Source organism: Streptomyces sp. NPDC127117, assembly GCF_042677325.1.
In the GTDB taxonomy this organism is placed as follows: domain Bacteria; phylum Actinomycetota; class Actinomycetes; order Streptomycetales; family Streptomycetaceae; genus Streptomyces.
Window position 1 is genome coordinate 13255 of record NZ_JBHXTM010000018.1, and the last position, 21972, is coordinate 35226.

Genomic DNA, 21972 nt, shown 5'->3' on the forward strand with positions numbered 1-21972 from the left:
CATGCGGGCCCGGCACCGATGTGGGGGCCGCTGCCGCCGGCGGACCATCCAGGGGTACGACCGGCAGCCCGCCACCGCCGTCCCCCCGGTTCTTCGGAGGCCCGTCCATGACCCGACTCCCCACCCGCGCCCCGTCGTCCGGTGCGCTGAGCCTCTCGGTCCTCGGCCCGCTCTCCGGGCATCTGGACGGGCGACCGCTGCTTCTCGGGCCGCGCAAACAGCGGCTGGTCCTGGCCATGCTGCTCAGCCGGCCCAACAGTCCGGTACCGGTGGACGTGCTCACCGACGCGGTGTGGCCGGACGCGCCGCCCCGCACGGCACGCAAGAACCTCCAGGTGTACATCAGTTCCACCCGGACGCTGCTGGGCGCACGGTGTCCCGACGGGCCGGACGGCGGTGGCGGGGAACGGCTGGTGCACTCCTGCGGCGGCTATCTGCTGCGGGTCGGCGAGGACGAGCTGGACGCCCTGCGCTTCCGGTCGCTGGCCGTGGCCGGCCGCAGGGCCGCCGACGACGGCGATCCGCGCGCCGCCGCCGGTCTGCTGCGCCGGGCGCTGGACCTGTGGCAGGGTCCGCCGCTGCACGACCTGCGCGACTCGCCGGAGGTGGCCGCGGCGGCGGAGCGGCTGGAGGCCCGCTGTCTGACCGTGCACGAGGACTGGGCCGAGACGGAGATCTCGCTGGGGCGGGCGCCCGCCGTGGTGGACGGGCTCCGGGACCTCGCCGAACGGCATCCGTCCCGCGAACGCATCCGGGCGGCGTGGATGGACGCCCTGCACCGGACCGGCCGCCGGGCCGAGGCGCTCGCCGTGTACGACGACTACCGCCAGTTGCTGGCACGGGAGTTGGGACTGGAGCCGGGGGCGGCCATCGCCGCCCGGCACCGTGCGATGCTGACCGGCCGGGACACCGCGGACCGGCCGGGGAGCGCGGCTCCGGCTCGTCGGGCACCCGCGCTGCGGGCGGTGCTGCCCGCCGGGATACCCGATTTCACCGGCCGGGGCGAGCAACTGCGGGAACTGCTGGACGTCCTGGGCGGGGAGGGCGGCCGGGTGGTCGCGGTCACCGGGGCCGCCGGGACCGGGAAGACGGCGCTCGCGGTGCGGGCGGCCCATCTGCTGGCCGACCGGTACCCGGACGGCCGGATCCACATCCGGGTCCGCGACGGACAGGGGGCGGTGCGCCCCGCCGCGGAGGTCGTCGGCGAACTGACCCGGCTGACCGGCGGTCCGCATCCGGCGGAGCCGATGACGGACGCGGAGCACTGGCGGCACTGGCTGGCCGCGCACCGCGCGCTGGTCGTGCTCGACGATGTACCGGACGAGGCGGCGGTACGGGCCCTGCTGCCGGGAACCGGGGGCAGTTCGTTCGTCCTGACCGCGCGCGGTCAGCTGGCCGGGCTCGCGCCGGTGCACCGGATCGCGCTGCCGCCGCTGGCCCCGGCCGAGGCGCTGGCACTGCTGGGCCGGCTGATCGGGCCGGGCCGGGTGGGTCTGGACCGGGCCGCCGCGCTGCGCATGGTCGACGCCTGCGGGCTGCTTCCGCTGGCGGTGCGGGTGAGCGGGATGCGGCTGGCGGTGCTGCGCCATCTGCCGCTGGCCGAGTACGCGGAACGGCTGGCCGATCCGGCCGGGGCGCTGGACGAGCTGGTGGCCGGGGACATCTCGGTACGTGCCCGGCTGGCCTCCGGCTGGCAGGACCTGTCGCCCGGCAGCGGACAGGCGCTGGCCCTGCTGGCCTCCGCGGTCCGCGAGGGGCCTTTCACCCTGCCGGAGGCGATGGCGGCACTCGGCTGCGGTGAACGGCAGGCACTGCGGGCGGTGGAGTCACTGATCGACGCCGGGGTGGTGTCCTCCCCCAGCGGCGAGGTCACCGCACACTGCGTGCTGTACGAACTGCCTCGCCTGACGGGCCTGTACGCCCGCGAACGCAACGCCGTACCGGAGCCGGCCGCGGAACCGGCGGGGGCCCAGCACGCGTAGGCCCACCACCGCTTGGGCCACCGCCCGGCCCGGTTCCGACCGTACCGGGCGGTGGCCGCGTCTCACCCCAGCGTCAGCACGTCCAGCAGGTCGGGCCGTTCGTCCGGTGTCGCGAACACGGTGTGCAGGCCGAGCAGTACCCCCGCCGCGCCGGTCGCGAGATCGGCGGAGAACCGGCGCAGCCGGGAACCCGGCACCAGCAGGCGGTCCTGTTCGGCGACCAGGTGCCAGGAGAGGTTCCGTACCGAGTCCAGCACCTCGGACGCCGGCGCGCCGCCGGCGAGTTGGTGGGCGGTGGCCACCAGTCCGCTGCGGCCCCTGAAGAGCCCCGGTTCACGGATGAACTCCAGGACGCATCCCTGCCCGATGCCGGGCAGCAGGGCGGCGAGCGCCGGGTCCTCCCGGTGGGTCAGATAGCGCTGCGCGACCAGGGCCACGCCGCCGCTGCCCTGGTCCAGGTAGAGCAGATGGCGTTTCCCGTCCTTCACCTGCACGCTGCCGCCCGGCATGGTCACGCAGTGCCCGGCCTCCCGGGCGAGTGCCGCCCCGGCGGCGCGGAGCAGCCAGTCCTCGCCGGTGTGCGCGTGCAGTTCGAGGTGGAGCAGCGCGGCCCCGCAGAGCCCGCTCAGCAGACCCGCCGAGTGCGGGGCGGACGGGCCGTCGGTGGTGGCCCCGTCTCGGACCAGCGAGTCGAGTTCCCAGGCGGTCCGCAGGGCCCGGTCGAGGAGTTCCCGGTCGGGCTCGCCGGTCCGGTCCGTGGCGAACCGCAGGGCCGCCAGCGCCGTTCCCGCCGTACCGGTGCGCAGGTCGGCGGAGGTGGATGCGGGGGCCCGCAGGGCCCGGTCGAGGAGTTCGCGGCCCTCCTCGCGGCGGCCGAGCCGGGCCAGGACCAGTGCGACGCCGGGCAGCCCGTCGAAGAGCCCGCCGGGGGTGTCCGGAGCGCGGCGCGGTGCCGTGCGCGCCAGCCAGTCGACGTACTCGCCGGGGACCGGGGCGCCGACGCGGTGCAGGGCGTACAGCACCCCGGCGGCACCGTTCGCGGCGCAGATCCCGCCGGTGGTGAAGCCCGCCGGGTCGCCGGGGAAGAGCCGGTCGGCGCGGTCCGGGGTGGCCCCGGCGTGGATGCCCGCCACGAGCCGTTCGCGGATGCCGGGCCAGTCCGGTTCCGGGCCGCGCAGCAGCGCGTCCACCGTGGATTCACCGCTGTCCGCCGGCAGTCCGTGGGAGAGCGCGGCGGGGCGGGCCGGCCCGCCGGCGGCGGCCGGGCCGTACCGGGCTCGGGCCCAGCGTTCGATGGTGAGGGCCTTGCCCCGGTCGTGGTCGGTCACCTCCATCAGGGGCATCAGGATGTGCAGCCAGATCGCCCAGAGCGCGTAGTCGTCCGCCTCGGCGCCCTCGGTGCCGTACGGGGCCTGGAGGCCGGGGGCGCCCGCCAGCGGGGTGTCCTGGTCGTCGAGGTCGGTGGCGTACTCGAAGTCGATCAGGACCAGACGGCCGTCGGGGCGCAGGATGATGTTGGCGGGGTGCACGTCCCCGAACCGCAGTCCGCGGGCGTGGATCCGGTCCAGGGCGTCGGCGAGCCGGGTCGTGACGGACCGGGCCCAGCGGGCGTAGGCGTCGAGTTCGGCGCGGGTGCGTTCGCCGCGTACCAGCGGGAAACGCTCGACGATCTCGTCGAACAGGGTGGTGCCCTCGATGTACTCCTCGATGAGGAAGTGGTGTTCCCAGACCGTGCGGACGCCGTGCACCTCGGGCACGCAGTCGAGTCCGGCGAGCCGGGTCAGGGCCCGGTGCTCGCGGTGCAGCCGGGTGACGGCGTCGTCCCCGGCGGGGTCGAGTCCGCAGAGCGGCCGGGCCTCGCGCAGCACCACCCGCTGCTTGGTGGTGCGGTGTTCGGCCAGGTAGATGCCGCCCGCGTTGGAGAACTGGAGCGCCTCGGTGACCACGTACGGGAAGCCGTCGTCGTGGGCGGCGGCACGGGCGGCGAGGTGGGGGCGCAGCTCGGCGGGGACGGTCACCCACTCGGGCATCCGGAAGACCACGCCCCGGGTGTCGGGGACGAGCCGGCCGGACGGGTGGCGCATCGCGCGGACCCGTTCCCCGTCGGCGTCCCGGCACCAGAGTTCGACGAACGCGCCGTAGCGGACGTGCACGGGAGAGTTCCCGATCCGCAGGTCGCTGAGTATGTACGGTCCGCTGCGCCCGTCCAGGGCCTCGCCCAGGGCATCGAGCAGCTTCAGGAGTGCGGGTTCGTCCTCGGGGTAGAGGGTGATGAACTTCCCCGCGCCGGACCGGTTCATGTACTTCGCCGACATCAGCCGCAGGGCGCGCTCGCTGCGCAGGAACTTGAACGCAACGCCCTGCTCCAGGCAGATCCGGGCGGTGTCGGCGAGGGTTCGCTCGGCCTCCTCCGGGACGGTGGAGACGTGGATCTTCCAGCCCTGTTCGGGGAGCCGGGCGGATTCGGGGTGCAGCGCGGTCCACAGGCCGCCGGTGCCGCGCCGCCAGCCGGCGGGCGGTTGGGCACGGTCGAGCGGGTAGCGGGTGTTCTCGTCGGGCAGCCGGTCCGGGGTCTCGTAGTAGCGGCGGTCGGCGAGGCAGTACAGCTGGGTCTCCTGGATGCCGGGCACGGCATACCTCCTGTGGTTCGTGGTCAGGGGCGGGGGCTGCCGGCCCCGGTACGGTCCGCGGGGGTCTCGGCCGTGGCCGGTGCGGGCGGTGCATCCGGTCCGGGCGGTACGCCCGGTCCGGGCCGTGCGTCCGGTCCGGGCCGTGCGTCCGGTCCGGGCCGTGCGTCCGGTCCGGGCCGCGCATCCGGTCCAGGCCGTACGTCCGCTCCGGGCCGTACGTCCGCCGCTTCCGCCGGCTCCGGGTCGGACGGGGTGTCCGGTGCGGGTGGTGCCGAGCCCGGCCGGGCGGACGGGGCGAACGTGACGACGGCGGCGGACACCGCGAGGACCCCGGCGATCGCCCCGAACGTCGTCCGGCTGCCGAAGGCGGTGAGGAGCGCGCCCCCGGCCAGCGGCCCGAACGGCTGGACCAGCGAGGAGAGGAATCCGGCGGCGCTCTGCACCCTGCCCACCCGGTCGCCGGGGGTGACGGCCAGCAGGGTGGAGAGGAAGCCGATGCTGGCCACGGTGGACAGGCACATGCAGGCGGCGCAGAGCAGCCCGGCGAACAACGGAACCCGGACCCAGGCCATCGCGAGGGCGCTCGCCACACAGAACCAGCAGGTGGCGGCGATCAGCGCCCAGGTGTGACGTTCGGGACGCAGCCGGGGGGCGAGGAGCGCGCCGCTGAGGGCCCCGACCGAGATGAAGGTGACGACGGTGCCGCCGCCGAGCCCGGACCTTCCGCCGCCCGAGAAGACGGTCAGCGCGGTGAACGTCAGGGCACCGAAGGCGAAGTTCATGCCGAGTCCGAAGACGAGGAGCACGGTCCGCAGATAGGGCAACCGCCACAGGAAGGAGAGCCCGGCGGTCAACTCGGCCTTGCTGAAAGCCGATCCGGCCCCGCTCTCGGACCTGGACCGGGTGCGCACCAAAGCCACGCAGACCGTGGACAGCAGGAGCCCGATGGCCTCGGCGAGAAACGGCAGGACCGGGTGCAGACCGAACAGGGCGCCCCCGACCATCGGCCCCACCAGGCGCGCGGTGGCGGTACGGGCCTGGAGGCGGGCGGTCGCGGTCCCCATGTCCTCGGGGGGCACGACGCTCCTCATCAGTCCGAACGCGGCGGGCCCGTAGAGGCTGCCGATGACGGCGCCCGCGCCCGCGACCAGCAGCACCAGGACCAGCGGGACGTGTCCGGTCCACACCGCCACGACGAGGGCGCCGACGACACAGAAACTGCCCAGGTCGCACAGGCGCATCAGCCTGCGGCGCTCCACCCGGTCGGCCATCACCCCGCCGGGAAGCATCGTGATCAGGACCGCGGTGACGGACACCGTGCCGATCGCACCGGCCTGCACGGCCGATCCGGTCTCGCGGAGCACCAGGAGCGGCAGGGCCAGTGCGGTCATCTGAGTGCCGAGAACAGCGAACAGACCGCTCATCCAGAGCAGTCGGAAGTCCCGGTTGTTTCGTAGCGAGGCGGCCATCGTCGGCTCCCGGTCGGTGATTCGGGGACAGGGCTCGGCCAGTGGCCCGGCGAAGGCGACGGCCCGGCACCGGGGTCGGGGCCCGGTGAACGCGGGGCCCGGCCCGGAAAAGCGAGGCGGGGCGGTCTCCGTGTCACGGAGCCGCCCCGTTCCGGCCGGCCGGGGCGCCACCGGGGAAGGTTCCTCCCCGAAGTGGCGCCGCGGCCCGGTCATCAGCCCTTACTGCTCCGACAGGATGAGGCTCACGGTGCTGACGCAGCTGCCGTCGATCTCACGCTCGTGGACACCCGCGGTCTCCTGCAGGTCCAGAACGGAGTGCGCCTCGACCTCGGGGGTCTCGTTGTCGTCGCCGGCGGGCTTGGTGTTCTCGGCCATGGTGGTCTCCGTCCACTCGTATGACTCAGCGGTCTCCGGTCGTTCCGGGGCGTGCCCCGGTTCTTCCGGTTGCGGCCGGCGGGTGCCTGCCGCTGACCAGAAAGCTAGGAGCCCCGGCCTGGCAAACGGCTCGACGCCGGTATGGCGGCGGTATCCCGGCAGTTCACCGGCGGTGGACGGGAGCGGGCGGGCGGCCGCCGGGGCCGGTGGCGGGCCGGCGGACACCGTCCGGCCTGCGGCCATACCGGCCCCGAACCGGATCCGGACCGGTGCCGAACCGTCCGGCGGGACGCTGTGTCCGCGCACGGCGGCCGCGCGCCGCGCCCCTACGCCCGAAGGAGACGGCCGGATGGAACTCGCCGAACTCATCGGACTGCGGCCGGTCCCGGCCGGTGGAGTGCTGGTCACCCTCACCCGCCGCTGTCCACTGCGCTGCACCCACTGCTCCACCGGTTCCGGGCCGGAGGTGCGGGAGGAACCGGAGGCGGACGCGCTGGAGCGGTTCGTCTCCTCGTTCACCGCCGCCGACCGGCCCGAGGTGATGATGCTGACCGGCGGTGAACCCCTGCTCCGGCCCGGCCTGGTGACCTCGCTCGCCCGCTCCGCGCGGGCCGCCGGCACCCGGACCGCGCTGCTCAGCGGCATGTTCTTCGCCCGGTCCGGCGGACTCCCGGACCCGGTGCGGCGGGCGGTGCGCACGCTCGACCACTTCTCCGCCAGCCTCGATCTGCCGCACGAGCGGGAGGTGCCCAGGGCCGCGGTGTTCCGCGCGGTGCGCGAGATCCGCGAACTGGGGGTGGCGGTCAGCTTCCATCTCACCGGCACCGGAGCGGACGACGGCTATCTCTCGGACGTCACCGCGGACATCGACCGGGCCTTCGACGGCACGGTGCCGTCCCTGGTCAACGAGGTGCGGCCGTTCGGCCGGGCCGCGTCCTGGGCCCGCCCGGCCCGGACCGTGCCGGACGGCGAGGGGGCGCTGCCGTGCGCGATGGCCGCCTGGCCGGTGGTCGCGTTCGACGGCACGGTCCTGGCCTGCTGCAACCAGGACGCCGTGGACCACCGCCCCGTACCGCCCCATCTGCGGCTCGGCCATGTCGCACAGGACGACTGGCCGGCCGTACGGTCGCGGACGCTCGGTTCGCCGCTGCTGCGTCTGGTCCGTACGGTCGGCCCGGCCCATCTGCGGCAGCGCTGGTCGCCCGGCACACCGGCCGGTTCCTACTGCGGGGACTGCCGACGGCTGAGCGGGCTGCCGGAGGTGGTCGCGGCGGCCGACGCGCTGGCCTCGGGCGCCGTCGGCGCGCTGCTCGATCTGACCGCCGCCCGCCGGCAGCACGAGCAGGGTCCGGTGTCGCTGGTACGACGCCACGGCTGCGCCGCGTACGCGGGTCTGGTGGCGGCCCCGGGCGGCGGGCAGAACCCGCGTCCGGCGACGGAAGGCACCGGGTCGTGAACCCCGCCGGGGCGCCGGGAGCGCGCTGCGGCGGGCGCGGACTGCCGGCCTCCGAGCGGCTGCGGGTCAAACTCGCCTTCGCCGAACCGGCGTTGCGTGCCTCGTCGGCCGCGCTGTGGCGGTCCGAGGGGCTGCTGCCCCGCTATCGGGCGTACCTGTGCGCGATGCACACGGTCATCCGGGCCTCCGTACCGCTGATGGAGCGGGCCGCCGAACGGGCCGGGCAGCTGGCCCGGCGCGGCGATCCGCTGGGGGCGCCGCTGGCCGCCTACCTGGACGGACACATCCGGGAGGAGGCGGAGCACGACAGCTGGCTGCTGGAGGATCTGTCGGCGGCGGGCAGCGGGCCCCGGGCCGCGCTGGACCCGGTCCCCTCCCCGCTCGTCGCCTCCCTGGCGGGGGCCCAGTACTACTGGATCGAGCACCACCACCCGGTGGCGCTGCTCGGCTACATCGCGGTGCTGGAGGGGCACGCCCCGGCGGCCGGCCTCGCACCGCGGCTGGCCCGCTCGACCGGGCTGCCCGCCCCGGCGTTCCGCACCGTGCACGAGCACGCGCGGCTCGACGACGGCCACGCCGGCGAACTGTTCGCGCTGCTCGACCGGTTGCCGCTGTCGCGGGGCCAGGAGACGGCCGTCGCCGTCAGCGCCCTGCACACCACGGACGCGCTCACCCAGTTGTTCGTCCGGCTCGGGCGCACCGGACCGGCACCGCCGGTGCGGGGAGCCGGGCGGTCCGTCCCGAGGGAAGGCCAGACATGACCGAACCACCGGACCGGCTCGCCGTGCTGTACGGCGCCGGCTTCGCCGTCGATCTGCTCACCGACGAACAGCGCCAGGTGCTCAACGACCTGGCACCGGAGGAACTCACCGTGCTGCTCGACATCAAGAGCCGGCTCGACGCCGTGGGGCCCGAGGTGCAGGCGCACGGCGAGATCGCGGGCGGCGCCCTCTTCTGAGGCCGGCCGGCCCGGGGCCGTCCGGGTCCTGCCCCGTCAGGACCGTCACCGCGCGGCGGGCCGGTTCCCGTGACCCGGCCCGCCGCTCCGGCCGGACCAAGCAGAGAGGAACCCTGATGAACTGCACCTCGTGCCGGCACGAACTGCCCGCCGCCGCACGGTTCTGCCCGTCCTGCGGCACCCCGTGCCCGTCCCCGGTCGCCGCGGCGCCGGAGGACGAACGCAAGCTGGTCACCGCGGTCTTCTGCGATCTGGTGGGCTCCACGGCGCTGTCCGGGCTGCTGGATCCGGAGACCCTGCGCACCGTGACGCTGCGCTACTTCGCGGTGATGAGCGAGCGGATCGAGGCGCACGGCGGCACTCCGGAGAAGTTCATCGGCGATGCCGTGATGGCGGTGTTCGGGGTGCCGGTGATGCGTGAGGACGACGCGCGGCGAGCGCTCGCCGCGGCGCTCGGCATGCGCGAGGCGCTGGCGGAGCTGAACACCGATCTCGAAGCCACCCTGGGCATCCGGCTCGACATCCGGATCGGCGTCAACACCGGTCAGGTGGTGGCGAGTTCCGACGCCAGCACCCGGCAGGCGCTGATCTCGGGCGAGACGGTGAACGTGGCGGCCCGGCTGGAGCAGAACGCGGCGGCCGGCGAGATCCTGATCGGCCCGCAGACCCTGGAGGCGGCAGGTCCGACCGTGGTCGTGCAGGAGACGGGCCCGCTGCGGCTCAAGGGCAAGACCGACAGCGTGCACGCGTACCGGCTGATCGCGCTCGGCGCCGACGACCCGGAGCTGCTGCGCCGTTTCGATGTGCCGTTCATCGGCCGCGCCGCGGAACTGGCGTCGCTGGACGAGGCGTTGGACCGTACGGTGCGCGGGGCGGGCCCGGGTCTGGTCCGCCTCGTCGGTGACGCGGGGATCGGCAAGACCCGGCTGGCGCGCGAGTGGCTGACCGGACTCGGCGGGCCCGGGCGGCCGGTCGTCGGCACCGGGCGCTGTCGCAGCTACGGCGACCACGGCACCCTGGCGCCGCTGGCCGACGCGGTACGGGAGGTGCTCGGCTCGCCCGTCGCCCGGGAGGCGCTGGACGGGGCGTCCGGGCGGTCCGGTGCGTCCGTGGCGGACGCGTGGGCGCTGCTGCGCGGCGGTCTGCTGCACGACGACACGCCCAACGCCCCGTTCGAGGACATGTGCGCGGCGCTGGTCACCGTGCTGTCCCGGACGGCGGCGCGGCGGCCGGTCCTGCTGGTCCTCGACGACTGGCACTGGGCCGAACCGCTGCTGGTACGGGCGGTGAACCGGCTGGCCGGGCCGCTCGGCCGGGCGGGCGGACTCATCGTGTGTCCGGGCCGCCCGGACGGCCCCCCGGCCGTCGCCGACCCGGCCGCGCGTCCGGCGCAGATCCTGCCGCTCACCGGACTGCCGCGCGACGAGGCCGCTCTGCTGGCCCGCGAACTGACCGGGCCGGGCGCGGGAACCGGGCCGGGCGACACCGTCCCGTACGAAGCCGCTCCGGCCGCCCCCGGCGGGTACGACCGTGAGCTGTACGACCGGGCCGAGGGCAACCCGCTCTATCTGGAGCAGCTCCTCGTCCCCGCGGGCCCGGCGCCGGAGGGTGCGCGGAATGTGCCGGGCGCGGCGCTGCCGCCGACCCTCCAGGCGCTGCTCGGTGCCCGGATCGGCGCGCTGGAGCGTGCCGAACGCACCACCCTGGACCTGGCGGCGGTCGTCGGCCGGGACTTCACCGCACCCGAACTCGTCCGGCTGGCCAGGGCGGCACGCGAGACGGAGGGCGCGGCCCGTACCGCCCCGGCCGCCCACCCCGACGTGTCCGCACCGGAGGACGACCGCGGCCGGGTCGCCCGCGCGCTGGCCCGGCTGTGCGGACGCCGGCTGGTGGAGGCCGCGCCCGGCGGCGAACCGGGCACGGGCCGGCACCGGTTCAGCAGCGGTCTGGTCCAGGAGGTGGCGTACGCCTCCCTGTCGAAGCGGGCCAAGGCCGAGCGGCACGCCTGGGCGTCCGAGCTGCCCAGTGTGACGGCGGCGGGCGAGGCGGCGGTCGGCGGGCACCTGGAGCGGGCGTACCGGTACCGCACCGAGCTCGGTCTGGCCGACGACCGGGCCGCCGCCCTGCGGGTCCGGGCCGCCTCGGCGCTCGCCTCGGCCGGTGCGCAGGCCCTGGCCCGTTCCGATCTGCACTGGGCCCAGGGCCTGTTGGAGCGGGCCGTGGACCTGCACCCGGCCGGTGATCCGGCCGCGGCCCCGGCGTTGCGGCGCCTGGGCGAGGTGCGTCTCGCGCTCGGCCGTTCCGAGGAGGGGGAACGGCTGCTGCGGCAGGTGCTGGCCATCGGGACCGCGCCGGTGGAGGCCGCGCACGCCCGGCTCGCGCTGGCGGTGCTGGACCCGGCCTCGGCGAATGTGTCGGCCACCGCCCGGTCGGTGCTGCCGCTCTTCGAGTCCGCCGGGGACTCCGTCGGGCAGGCCCGGGCCAGGCTGCGGCTCGCGCAGCGGTTGCAGCTGGCCGGCCGCCACGAGGAGGCCGACCGCGATCTGACCCTGGCCCTGGACCACGCGGTGCGGGCGGAGGCCGAACCGGAGCGGGCGGCCGCGCTCGGGGCCATCGGGATCTCGCTGTGGCGCGGCCCGGAGCCGGTACCGGTCGCGGTGAACCGCTGCCGTGACCTGCTCGCCGCGCACGGCGCCGGCCGCCCCGCCGTACGGACCACGCTGAACTGTCCGCTGGCCGTGCTCTACGCCCTGCACGGCCGGGCGGACCGGGCCGGGGAGTGCCTGGCCGAGGCGGAGCGGCTGGCCGACGAGCTGGGTTACGCGGAGGCGGAGGTCTTCCTGCCGGTGTTCCGGGCGACGGTCGAGACGCTGCTCGGGCGCACCGGACCGGCCCTGGGCCTGCTCGTCCGGGCGGACCGTGCGGCGGAGCGCGCCGGGGCCCGGTCCATGCGTCCGGCCATCGCGCTGGAGGCGGCGCGGCTGCTGCTCGACGACGAACGGCCGGCCGATGCCGGTGCGTGGCTCGAAGGGGTCGGGGCACCGCGGTCACTGCCGCACTCGGACCGGGTGGACCTGGCGGGGCTGCGGGCCCGGCTGGCGGCGGGCGCCGGGGACGGGGCGGCGGCCCTGCGTCACGCGGACCGTGCCGTGCGGGACTCCCTGCTGACCGACTCCCCGCTGGTGCGGGCCACCGCGTCGCTGGACCGGGCGCGGACGCTGGCGCTGCTGGGCGACGCGGCGGGCGCGGCGGCGGCGGCGCGGGAGGCCCGGGAGGGGTTCGCGGAGAAGGGACATCTGCCGGGCCGGCGGTGGGCCGCACGGCTCGCCGCCGGAGCGGCGGCGGCCACGACGGAGAAGAGCTGAGGGATGACGACCACGGACACGGCACCGGGGCCGGGACTGACCTGGAGTCTGCGGGGGCGCGGCCCGGACGACGTGGCGGTACTCGCGGACGCCGGCCCCGGGCACGACGCCGGGGGCGTACCGGGCACGGGGCGGGGCGTACGGGTCTGCGTGGTGGACTCGGGCGTCGAGCGCGATCATCCGGGCGTCGGCCCGGTCGAGGGGTCCTGGGTGGTGGTCAAGGACCCGGAGACGGGCGGGACCGAGGTGCGGCCGACCGACACCGGGGACTCCTGCGGACACGGCACCGCCTGCGCGGGCATCATCCGGCGGACCGCCCCGGACTGCGAACTGCACAGCGTACGGGTGCTGGGCGAGCGGTTCTCCGGTACCGGGGACGTGTTGCTGGCCGGGCTGCGCTGGGCGGTGGAGCAGGGCTTCGACGTGGTGAACCTGTCGTTGTCCACCACCCGTGCCCGGTTCGCCGAGGAGCTGCACGCGCTGGCCGACCACGCCTACTTCAACCGCACGGTCGTCGTCGCCTCGGCGCACAACTCCCCGGTGGAGAGCTATCCGTGGCGGTTCGCCTCGGTGATCTCCGTGGGCAGCCACCAGGAGGAGGACCCGGACCTGCATCTCTACAACCCCGAACCGCCGGTGGAGTTCTTCGCCCCCGGCCAGAACGTGACGGTGCCCTGGCTGGGCGGCACCTCGATCCGTACCACTGGGAACAGCTTCGCGACCCCGTACATCAGCGGACTGTGCGCGCGGCTGCTCTCGGCCCATCCGAGGATGACGGCCTTCCAGCTCAAGAACGCCCTCTATCTCTCCGCGGCCAACGTGCGGTTCGGTCCGCGGCTTTCCACCCCGGCAGGAGAGGTTTGTGATGACTCCGAGAACTGAATCAGCGTCCGCCGCGGGCAGAGTGCCGTCGGCCGATCCGCACCGGCGTGAACTCCTCCAGTCCGTCGTCGACGTGGCCCGCGCGATCTTCGGCGCGGCGGCCAGTTCGGTCTTCCTGCTGGACGAGGAGGCGGACGAGCTGGTCTTCCAGGCGGTCTCGGGCCAGGGCGAGGAGTTCCTGGTGGGCCGCCGGTTCCCGGCCGGGCGCGGGATCGCGGGCTGGGTGGCGACGTCCGGCGAGCCGATGGTGGTGGACGACCTCAGCACGGACTCCTCGTTCGACCGTTCGCTCGCCGAGTCCACCGAGTTCGTGCCCAGCGCCCTGATGGCGGCCCCGCTGATCAGCGACGGCCGGGTGCTGGGTGTGCTGGAGGTGCTCGACCCGTCCCCCCGCGCCCGCACGGACATCCGGGAACTGGATCTGCTCGCCATGTTCGCCCGGCAGGCCGCCGCGGCGTTGCGGATGGCGGCGTACGCACCGGCCGCGGCCGGTGCGCCGGAGCCGGGCGGGCGGCTGGGGCCCCGGCAACGGGCGGACGCGCTGAGGCTGCTGGATAGTCTGGAGCAGCTGCTCCGGGAGCCCTGCTGAGGCCGGGCCGGCAGGGCGGCCGGACGACGATGGAAGGACCACGCAAGTGAAGCTCGCTTTCTCGACCCTCGGAGTGCCGGGGATGCCGGTCGCCGATGTCGTCCGGCTCGCCGCCGGGCACGGCTATCAGGGGGTGGAGCTGCGCGCCCATCCCGAGGAGCCGGTGCACCCGGGCCTCTCCGCGACCGAACGGGCCGCCGTCGTCCAGGAGTTCAAGGAGGGCGGGGTCGAGATCCTGACCGTCGCCGGTTACGTCCGGGCCGCCGCCGAGGGCGACGACGCACCGGTGCTGGACGAGCTGGCCGGGCTGGTGGACCTGGCGCACGACCTGGGTGCGCGGAACGTCCGGGTCTTCCCTGGCGGCGGCGGCCAGGAGCCCGCCGTGGCCGATGCGATCGCCGCCCGGCGGCTGGCCGCCGCCGCTGCGCACGCCGCCGACAAGGGCGTACGCATCCTGCTGGAGACCCATGACTCGCACCGGGCCGGCGCCGATGTGGCCCGGGTCGTCGGGACGGTCGGGCACCTGCAGATCGGCGCGCTCTGGGACATCATGCACACCTGGCTGGCGGGCGAGGACCCGGCCGCCAGCCATGCGGTGCTGGCCCCGCACCTGGGATACGTACAGGTGAAGGACATCGCGTCGGCCGAGGACACCGAGCCGTTGGCGCTGGGCGCCGGGGTGCTGCCGCTGGGGGCCTGCCTGGACACGCTGGACCCGGACAGCTGGGTCTGCTGGGAGTACGAGAAGCGCTGGCACCCGGACGCGCCGGAGCTGCCGGGGCTGCTGGCCGCCGGGCGCGAGCACCTGCTGCGGCTGGGCGCGGCCGGGCGGTAGCCCCGCATCCGGCGACCGCCGCCCCGCGCTCTCCGTGTGCGCGGGGCGGTGGCGCCCTTCGGTCAGTGTTGTCCGGCGGTGTCCTGGGCCGCCGCTGTACCGGTGGGGCCTTCACCCCTGGCGGCGACGACTCCCAGGCCGTCCATGTAGTCGCGGACCCGCGTGATCAGTCCGTCGCGGACGTGGAGCACCAGGAGACCGGGGACGGTGAACTCGGTGGCCTTCGTCGCCAGCTTTCCCACCACGACGTGCTCGGCGATGATCACTTCCGGATCGGTGGTCTCGTGGGCCGCGATCCTCCTGACCTCCAGCATCCGGGCGGGGCTGGCGCCCCAGGCCGCCCGGTATCCGGCGCGCACGGCCTCACGCCCCTCGTAGCGCGGGGGGAAACCGGGCGAGGCGAACGGGAACTCGTGCACCGCGTCCATGGCATAGAGATCGGCGAGGTCGTCCGCGGACTTGTCGAGCATGGCCCGGTAGTAGGAGGTCAGCACGGACCGAGGGGTGCGAACAGCGGTTTTATCCAGATTTGGCACGGGTGCAATTCTATTCGCTCAACACTTGTTGACCCACTCGGCGCAGGGTCGGTCTGAAGTTCGATCAACGCCTGGAGAGTGAACCGGCGCCCGCTCCCGGGGCGCCCGCTCCCGGCGCACCCACCCCGGCCCCGGCCCCGGCCCCCGGGCCCGCCACCACCGCCGGCCGGATCCGCCGCGCCCCGGCGAGCGACGTGAGGGCCACCCCGCCGACCAGCAGCGCCGCCGCGCACCACCGCAGCGGGCTCACCGACTCACCCAGCAGCAGCGCGGCCGAGGACATCCCGAAGACCGGGACGAGCAGGGTGAACGGGGCCACCGAGGAGGCCGGGTGGTGGCGCAGCAGGAAGCCCCAGGCGCCGAAGCCGAAGACGGTGGTGATCCAGGCGACGTAGACGATGATCCCGGCGCCGCTCCAGTCGAGCCCGGCCAGCGCCTCCGCGTCGCGGTCCCAGCCCTCGAAGAGCAGCGAGAGGCCGAGCAGCGGGAGCACCGGCACGGTCGAGACCCAGACCATGAAGTTGAGCGAGTCGGGCGGGGCGGCCTTGCGGGTCAGTACGTTGGACACGCCCCAGCAGGCCGCCGCCGCGATCACCAGGACGAAGGCGAGCACGGGCCCGCCCGCCCCTTCGTCGACCGCGGCCACCCCGATGCCCGCGAGCGCCACCCCCATCCCCAGCACCCTTGTCCTGCCGGGCCGTTCACCGAGCGCGACGGCGGCGAACAGGGCGGTGAAGACCGCCTGGACCTGGAGCACGAGGGAGGAGAGACCGGCGGGCATCCCCCGGTCCATGCCGATGAAGAGCAGGCCGAACTTCGCCACCCCGAGGACCAGCCCGACACCCACGATCCACTTCCAGGCGACCTTGGGCCGGCCGACGAAGAAGACCGCGGGCAGCGCGGCGACCAGGAAGCGCAGGGCCGAGAAGAGCAGCGGCGGGAAGTGCCCGAGGCCGACCTCGATGACGACGAAGTTGACACCCCAGACGGCCGCCACCAGGGCGGCCAGGGCGATGTGGAGGGGACGCATGCACCGAGGATCACCCGCACCGACCATGTAGCACCAGCACGGAATTCTTCATGGTTGGATTGAGCATCGCTGATGAATCACGCGATGGGCCGACTCGATGACCGGTTCACGCGTCACCGAGGTCCGGGAGGCCGTGGTGCTCGATCTGGCCAGGCTGCGCGCCCTGCACGCCGTCTCCGTCCACGGCTCCGTCGCGGGCGCCGCCGCCGCGCTCGGCTACACCCCCTCGGCGGTCTCGCAGCAGATCACCAAGCTGGAGCGGGAGACCCGCACCACGCTGCTTGAGCGTCGCGGTCGCGGTGTCGCGCTGACCGAGGAGGCGCTCCATCTGGCCGCGACGGCCCAGCAGTTGCTGGCGATCGTGGAGCGTGCCGAGACCACGCTGGAGGAGCGCAGGGGGCTGCCGACCGGGCGGCTGTCGATCGGCGCGTTCGCGTCCGCGGCACGGGGACTGCTGCCCGGGGTGCTGGCCGGGCTGGACCGGGAGCACCCGGCGCTGGAGGTCCGGATGACCGAGGTCGATCCGCATCTCTCGGTCGACCTGGTGGCCAAGGGCGTGATCGATCTGGCGGTCGCGCACGACTGGGACATCGCCCCGCTGCCCGCCCCCGAGGGCGTGGCGCAGGCGGTGATCGGCGACGACCGCTGCGATCTGCTGGTGCCCGAGGGACATCGCCTCGCCGGGCGGGACGCGGTGCGGCGCGAGGAGCTGGCGAAGGAGCGGTGGATCTGCCAGCCGCCGGGGACGGTCTGCCACGACTGGCTCGTACGGACGTTGCGGACGGCGGGTTACGAGCCGGACATCCGGCACCGGGCGGAGGAGAACCACACCCAGCTGGCCCTGCTCGCGGCCGGCCTCGGGGTCGCGATGATCCCGCGCCTGGGGCGGGGGCAGCTGCCGCCGGGAGTGGTGGCCGTACGGCTGGATCCCGTGCCGGTGCGACGGCTGTACGCGCTGTGGCGTACGGAGGCGGCCCGGCGGCCCGCGATCACGGCGGCGGTGTCCGCGCTGCGGGCCCACGGGGCCGCGGTGGGGCTGAGCTGAGTACGGCCCCCGGTCACCGGGAGGGGAGCGCGTCCGCTGCCACGCCGCACGGACTCAAATCGGTCCGGACCCTTGACCGGAAGTTATTTTCTGGATATCCGTGCTCCTTGGAAGTTTCTTTCACCAGTTCTCTCCACCTCTCGTCCCCGAGTACGGCCGAAGGAGCTCACGTGCACCACCGCACCTCCAGACGCACCCTCCTCACCGCCACCGCCGCGACGGCGGTCGCCGCCGCCACGGGCGCGGGCCTCGCCCCCGGCGCGGTCGCCGCCCAGCGGTCCGCGAGCAGCGGACGGCACAGCTCAGCCGCCACGACCAAGCGCCTCAAGCGGATCATCTCCGGAATGACCCTGGAGGAGAAGGTCGGGCAGCTCTTCGTGATGCGGGTGTACGGGCACTCCGCCACCGACCCCGACCAGGCCGACATCGACGCCAACATGGCCGAGATCGGGGTCCGTACCGCCGCCGAGATGATCGCCAAGTACCACGTCGGCGGGATCATCTACTTCACCTGGGCGCACAACACCCGCGACCCGCACCAGATCGCCGAACTCTCCAACGGCATCCAGCGCGCCGGTCTGGCCGGCCCCACTCCCCTGCCGCTCCTCGTCTCCACCGACCAGGAGCACGGCATCGTCTGCCGGGTCGGCGAGCCCGCCACCCTGATGCCGGGCGCGATGGCGCTGGGCGCGGGCGGTTCGCGCTCCGACGCCCGCCGGGCCGGGCAGATCGCGGGCGCCGAACTGGCCGCGATGGGCATCAACCAGAACTACGCCCCGGACGCGGACGTCAACGTCAACCCGGCCAACCCGGTGATCGGCGTACGCTCCTTCGGCTCCGACCCGCAGTCCGTGGCCGCCATGGTCGCCGCGCAGGTGAAGGGGTACCAGAGCAGCGGGATCGCCTCGACGGCCAAGCACTTCCCGGGCCACGGCGACACCAGCACCGACAGCCACACCGGACTGCCCGTCATCACCCACACCCGGGAGCAGTGGGCAGAGCTGGACGAGCCGCCGTTCCGGGCCGCGATCGCCGCGGGCATCGACTCGATCATGACCGCGCACATCGTGGTCCCGGCCCTGGACCCGGCGGAGGACCCGGCGACGCTGTCCCACCCGATCCTCACCGGCATCCTGCGCGAGGAACTCGGCTACGACGGTGTCGTGGTGACCGACTCGCTCGGCATGGAGGGGGTGCGGACGAAGTACGGCGACGAGCGGGTGCCGGTCCTCGCCCTCCGGGCCGGCGTCGACCAGCTGCTGAACCCGCCGATCCTGGACGTCTCCTGGAACGCCGTGCTGGAGGCCGTGAAGGGCGGTGAGATCAGCGAGGCCCGGATTGATGAATCGATCCTGCGCATCCTGCGGCTGAAGGCGAAACTCGGTCTGTTCGACGACCCGTTCGTCAGCCGCTCGGGGGTGGACCGCGCCGTGGGCACCCGCTCGCACCTCGCCGCCGCCGACCGGATCGCCGAGCGCACCACCACGCTGCTCGCCAACGACGGCGCGGTGCTGCCGCTCTCCCGCCGCTCGCACCGCAACCTGCTGGTGGCCGGCGCCGATCCCGCCTCCCCGTCCGGCACCACCGGGCCGCCGACCACCACCCTGGCCAAGGCCTTCGGCGAACTCGGGTACACGGCGACCGCGCTGTCCACCGGCACCGCCCCCACCGCGGCGAAGATCGCCGAGGCGGTGGCCGCCGCACAGGGCAAGGACGCGGTGGTCGTGGCGACGTACAACGTCTCGGCGACAGGCTCGCAGCGCACCCTGGTGAGCGCGCTGGCGGCGACCGGCGTCCCGGTGATCACGGTGGCGATCCGCAATCCGTACGACATCGCCCAGCTGGCCGGGACCGGGTTCGCGGCGAACCTGGCCACGTACTCCTGGACCGATGTCGAACTGCGCGCCGCCGCCCGGGTGATCGCGGGCCGCGCCGAACCGGAGGGCACCCTGCCGGTCCCGGTGCAGCGCGCGGACGACCCGGCCGTGGTGCTGCACCCGGTGGGTTACGGGCTGAGGTACTGACGCAGCGGGGAGGGGCTGTGCGCGGTGCGCGGCCCCTCCCCGTCACGGGTGACGGCCGGGCCCTACGGCCGCAGCCGGCGCTCGTTCATCAGGTCCTGCCTGTCGAGCCGCGCGTCGAACTTCGCGAGCGGCTTCGCCTTCGACGGGTCGTCCCGCACGGCGGCCGGGGCGACACCCGCCCAGCGCAGGATCGCCGCGGTGGCCTTCGCGCTGTCGTTCTCGGCGAGCCCGGCCACGCTGGCGCCGTGGTTGCCGCCGGGCTCGGTCATGACGTAGCTGTCACGGGAGCCCGCGCCGACCCGGAAGCGCTCCGCGCCCCACGGGTCGTTCTCCCCGTACACGTACAGCATCCGGTCGGCGTGGTGCTTCACCCAGTTGTCGACGTCGCGCATCACGGACGGCTGGAACTTCATCGGGATGGAACGCGGCACGAAGGTGCGCGGCGGCTGGTACCCGTACCGGCTGAGACCGCCGACCCACGGCTGGCGGATGTCGGGCGATCCCAGCTGGGTGCCCGCCTGGTAGTAGTACGGGGTGTACCGCTCCAGGCCCTGGTCGGTGTAGGTGGAGAAGCCGGAGATCGAGTCGATGGAGTCCCAGATCGTCTGGTCGGTGGCGGACTGGGCGTCGGCCGGGATGGTGTCGCAGTCGGACAGCAGGCTGTACTGCCAGTACGCCCAGACGTAGTCCATGACGACGGCCTCGTACGCCTTGTCGAGCGAGCCGGTGGTGTCGAAGGTGTAGCCGTTGGCGGCGGCGTACTCCCGGTACTTCTTCTCCAGCGGCTCGCGGCGGACCAGTGCCTCGCGCTGGACACCGTTCACCCGGTCGCGGCACTCCTTGGTGCCGACGTTCTCGAAGAACCGGTCGTAGGCCGAATCCTCCTTGTCCACCACGTCGTTGGGCGCGACGTACGCGACGACGCCGTCCATGTCCCGTGGGTAGAAGCGCTCGAAGTAGGTGGCCGTCATGCCGCCCTTGGAGGCGCCGGTGGTCAGCCACTTCTTGGTGTAGATCCGCTTCAGCGCGGTGAAGACGCGGTGCTGGTCACTGGCGGCCTGCCAGATGTCGAGCTTGGACCAGTCGGCGGGGGCCGGCCGGGACGGGGTGAAGTAGCGGTACTCCAGGGAGACCTGGTTGCCGTCGATGATCCGGGTCGGCTCGGCGCGGCCGGGACTCGTGGAGACGTTGTATCCGCTGGTGGAGAAGACCGTCGGGCGGGAGGTGTCCTTGTGCAGCACGGTGATGCGCTGCTGGAAGGTACCCCTGGACGGGTGCCGGTGGTCGACCGGCTGGGTGTAGTTGAGGACGAAGTAGCGGTAGCCCGCGTAGGGCTTCTCCTCGATGAGGCTCATCCCCGGGATGGCCAGGATCCGGTCCTTGATGTCCGTGCCCGTGCCGTTGTCCGCGGCGGGACCGGTCCTGATCGCGGCCGGTTCCGCGGCGGTGGCCGCCCCGGCCGAGGCGCCCGTCGCGCCCACCGTGCCGATGAGCACCGCGAGCGACAGGAACCCTCTGAACGCCTTGCGCATACGCCCTCCCAGGAGTCACAGCAGTCGCCGTGAACCTAGCGGGGGCGACACCCGTGCCGCCAGACCCGGTCGGCACGCGGCGGCCTCGGGGTCCGGGCCGGTCAGCAGAGGATCCAGCCCGTGGAGCCGGACTTCCCCGAGATGGTGGCCGAGGCTCTGACGCAGCGGTTCAGCGCATGGACCGTCACCGGGCCGGCCTGCTTGGTGTACCGGCCCCGGTCGACGACGGGGCTGCCGCCGCGCGCCTGGAGCGTCACGGACATGGCGCGGCGCGGGCCGGACTTCTTGGCGACCGCGATCGCGCAGGCATAGGAACGGCTCTTGTAGACGCGCAGCTCGCCGGTCTTGAACGGGACCGTCTTCGCGAGTCGTCCGGCGCAGGCCGACGCGGCATCGGCTCGGCCGGCCGACGGACCGCCGAGCACCAGGCCGAGGGCGGCCACCAGCGGCAGGACGACGGAACGGACCAGCATCCGGCGGACACGACGGCTCCCGCCTCTTCCTCTGCCGCCACCCTCTTCGGAAATATCGACCTTTCCGGACTTTCGCGTCCCTCTGATCACCAGCAACTCCATCACCATTCGAACACCTACGCCCCTGAGTGGCGCATGCGCATACATGCGTACGACGCAGGAGGCCATCCGGAGGTTGCGTACGGCGTGCTCCTCACCTCGGGCAACCGAATCGCCACAGCATGACTCCAACAGGACAGAGCCATACGAAAGGCAGGAACTGTCATGCTTCAGCTCCGCAACGCACAGGGCCCCCGCGCCCGGCGCCTCATCGGCCGGACGCTGCTCGCCTCCGCTCTCCTCACCGCCGTCGCCGCTCTCCCGGCAGCGGCGGCGACCCCGCAGGCCCCGGCCGCCGCGGCATCGGTACGCAGTGACCTCAACACCCCCGCCTACCAGCAGGTCGCCCACTTCTACGGCGCCTACATCGACGCCGTCTCCGCCGAGGACGGCGGACAGCTCGCCACCGCCCTGCGCACCTTCTATCTGACCCCCCGTCTGCGCTCCGAACTGAACACCTGGGAGCAGCGCAACCACGCGGACGGTGTGCTCCGCGCCCAGAACACCCCGCTCGCCTTCCGGGTCACCCCGGACGACAGCGCCGCCGGCCACACCTGGTCGACGGTGCGGCTCACCTGGAGCGGCGGCGAGCACCCCACGTACTCGTACCTGACGGTCCGCTCGGACCTGCGGACCGGAAAGATCTCCGGCATCGGCGACTGACCCGGAAACGGCCCGGGGCGGACGGGCCC

General features: G+C 74.0%; 18 protein-coding genes. 11 read left to right on the forward strand and 7 right to left on the reverse strand.

The genetic code is table 11. From position 1 onward, the window contains the following. Nucleotides 1-107 precede the first annotated feature (107 nt). Nucleotides 108-1982, forward strand: coding sequence for a BTAD domain-containing putative transcriptional regulator (locus ACFVH0_RS17700; RefSeq protein WP_385821127.1), 1875 nt, complete (start codon nucleotides 108-110; stop codon nucleotides 1980-1982). A 62-nt stretch (nucleotides 1983-2044) separates the two neighbouring features. On the opposite strand, the gene lanKC is transcribed toward ACFVH0_RS17700, so the two are convergent. The 3 genes from lanKC to ACFVH0_RS17715 form a co-directional block, all read right to left on the reverse strand. Next, nucleotides 2045-4612, reverse strand: coding sequence for a class III lanthionine synthetase LanKC (gene lanKC / locus ACFVH0_RS17705; protein ID WP_385821130.1), 2568 nt, complete (start codon nucleotides 4610-4612; stop codon nucleotides 2045-2047). A 23-nt stretch (nucleotides 4613-4635) separates the two neighbouring features. Continuing rightward, nucleotides 4636-6081 (reverse strand): MFS transporter, encoded by a 1446-nt coding sequence (locus ACFVH0_RS17710; protein ID WP_385821132.1) that lies wholly within the window; start codon nucleotides 6079-6081, stop codon nucleotides 4636-4638. A 219-nt stretch (nucleotides 6082-6300) separates the two neighbouring features. Beyond that, nucleotides 6301-6456: a hypothetical protein gene (locus tag ACFVH0_RS17715; RefSeq protein WP_376629848.1), complete on the reverse strand. Its 156-nt coding sequence runs from the start codon at nucleotides 6454-6456 to the stop codon at nucleotides 6301-6303. Between the two features lie 349 nt (nucleotides 6457-6805). Between ACFVH0_RS17715 and ACFVH0_RS17720 the strand changes: the two genes are divergently transcribed. From ACFVH0_RS17720 to ACFVH0_RS17750, 7 genes are all read left to right on the forward strand, one after another. Next, nucleotides 6806-7912 carry a radical SAM protein gene (locus tag ACFVH0_RS17720; RefSeq protein ID WP_385821134.1) on the forward strand — a complete coding sequence of 369 codons (1107 nt, stop codon included), beginning with the start codon at nucleotides 6806-6808 and terminating at the stop codon, nucleotides 7910-7912. Next, nucleotides 7909-8673: an iron-containing redox enzyme family protein gene (locus ACFVH0_RS17725; RefSeq protein WP_385821136.1), complete on the forward strand. Its 765-nt coding sequence runs from the start codon at nucleotides 7909-7911 to the stop codon at nucleotides 8671-8673. The genes ACFVH0_RS17720 and ACFVH0_RS17725 overlap by 4 nt, the downstream gene beginning before the upstream one ends. Beyond that, entirely contained in the window at nucleotides 8670-8870 is a 201-nt protein-coding gene (locus tag ACFVH0_RS17730; RefSeq protein WP_148836333.1) for an aroma-sacti cluster domain-containing protein, read from the forward strand. The genes ACFVH0_RS17725 and ACFVH0_RS17730 overlap by 4 nt, the downstream gene beginning before the upstream one ends. Before the next feature lie 116 nt (nucleotides 8871-8986). Next, nucleotides 8987-12235, forward strand: coding sequence for an adenylate/guanylate cyclase domain-containing protein (locus ACFVH0_RS17735; RefSeq protein ID WP_385821138.1), 3249 nt, complete (start codon nucleotides 8987-8989; stop codon nucleotides 12233-12235). A gap of 3 nt (nucleotides 12236-12238) precedes the next feature. Further along, complete coding sequence (locus ACFVH0_RS17740; protein ID WP_385821140.1) at nucleotides 12239-13117, forward strand: S8 family serine peptidase; 879 nt, start codon at nucleotides 12239-12241, stop codon at nucleotides 13115-13117. Further along, complete coding sequence (locus ACFVH0_RS17745) at nucleotides 13101-13706, forward strand: GAF domain-containing protein (protein WP_385821142.1); 606 nt, start codon at nucleotides 13101-13103, stop codon at nucleotides 13704-13706. The genes ACFVH0_RS17740 and ACFVH0_RS17745 overlap by 17 nt, the downstream gene beginning before the upstream one ends. A gap of 46 nt (nucleotides 13707-13752) precedes the next feature. Further along, the gene (locus ACFVH0_RS17750) at nucleotides 13753-14541 is read left to right on the forward strand and encodes a sugar phosphate isomerase/epimerase family protein (protein ID WP_385821144.1); all 789 of its coding nucleotides are present in this window, start codon (nucleotides 13753-13755) and stop codon (nucleotides 14539-14541) included. Nucleotides 14542-14603: 62 nt separating this feature from the next. Here the strand turns inward: ACFVH0_RS17750 and ACFVH0_RS17755 are convergent, their stop codons facing one another. Next, complete coding sequence (locus ACFVH0_RS17755; protein WP_385821146.1) at nucleotides 14604-15077, reverse strand: nuclear transport factor 2 family protein; 474 nt, start codon at nucleotides 15075-15077, stop codon at nucleotides 14604-14606. Nucleotides 15078-15141: 64 nt separating this feature from the next. Then, nucleotides 15142-16107, reverse strand: a complete 966-nt coding sequence (locus tag ACFVH0_RS17760) for an EamA family transporter (protein WP_385821148.1) — start codon at nucleotides 16105-16107, stop codon at nucleotides 15142-15144. A 136-nt stretch (nucleotides 16108-16243) separates the two neighbouring features. On the opposite strand from ACFVH0_RS17760, the gene ACFVH0_RS17765 reads away from it, so the two are divergent. After that, nucleotides 16244-17152, forward strand: coding sequence for a LysR family transcriptional regulator (locus ACFVH0_RS17765; RefSeq protein WP_385821322.1), 909 nt, complete (start codon nucleotides 16244-16246; stop codon nucleotides 17150-17152). 170 nt (nucleotides 17153-17322) lie between these two features. Next, nucleotides 17323-19176: a glycoside hydrolase family 3 protein gene (locus tag ACFVH0_RS17770; protein WP_385821150.1), complete on the forward strand. Its 1854-nt coding sequence runs from the start codon at nucleotides 17323-17325 to the stop codon at nucleotides 19174-19176. 62 nt (nucleotides 19177-19238) lie between these two features. Here ACFVH0_RS17770 and ACFVH0_RS17775 read toward each other — a convergent pair whose 3' ends face one another. Both ACFVH0_RS17775 and ACFVH0_RS17780 read right to left on the reverse strand, forming a co-directional pair. Beyond that, entirely contained in the window at nucleotides 19239-20708 is a 1470-nt protein-coding gene (locus ACFVH0_RS17775) for a S28 family serine protease (protein WP_385821152.1), read from the reverse strand. Between the two features lie 101 nt (nucleotides 20709-20809). Further along, nucleotides 20810-21181 (reverse strand): hypothetical protein, encoded by a 372-nt coding sequence (locus ACFVH0_RS17780; RefSeq protein WP_385821154.1) that lies wholly within the window; start codon nucleotides 21179-21181, stop codon nucleotides 20810-20812. Between the two features lie 264 nt (nucleotides 21182-21445). Here ACFVH0_RS17780 and ACFVH0_RS17785 point away from each other — a divergent pair, with 264 nt between their 5' ends. Further along, the gene (locus tag ACFVH0_RS17785; RefSeq protein WP_385821156.1) at nucleotides 21446-21943 is read left to right on the forward strand and encodes a hypothetical protein; all 498 of its coding nucleotides are present in this window, start codon (nucleotides 21446-21448) and stop codon (nucleotides 21941-21943) included. Nucleotides 21944-21972: the final 29 nt, after the last annotated feature.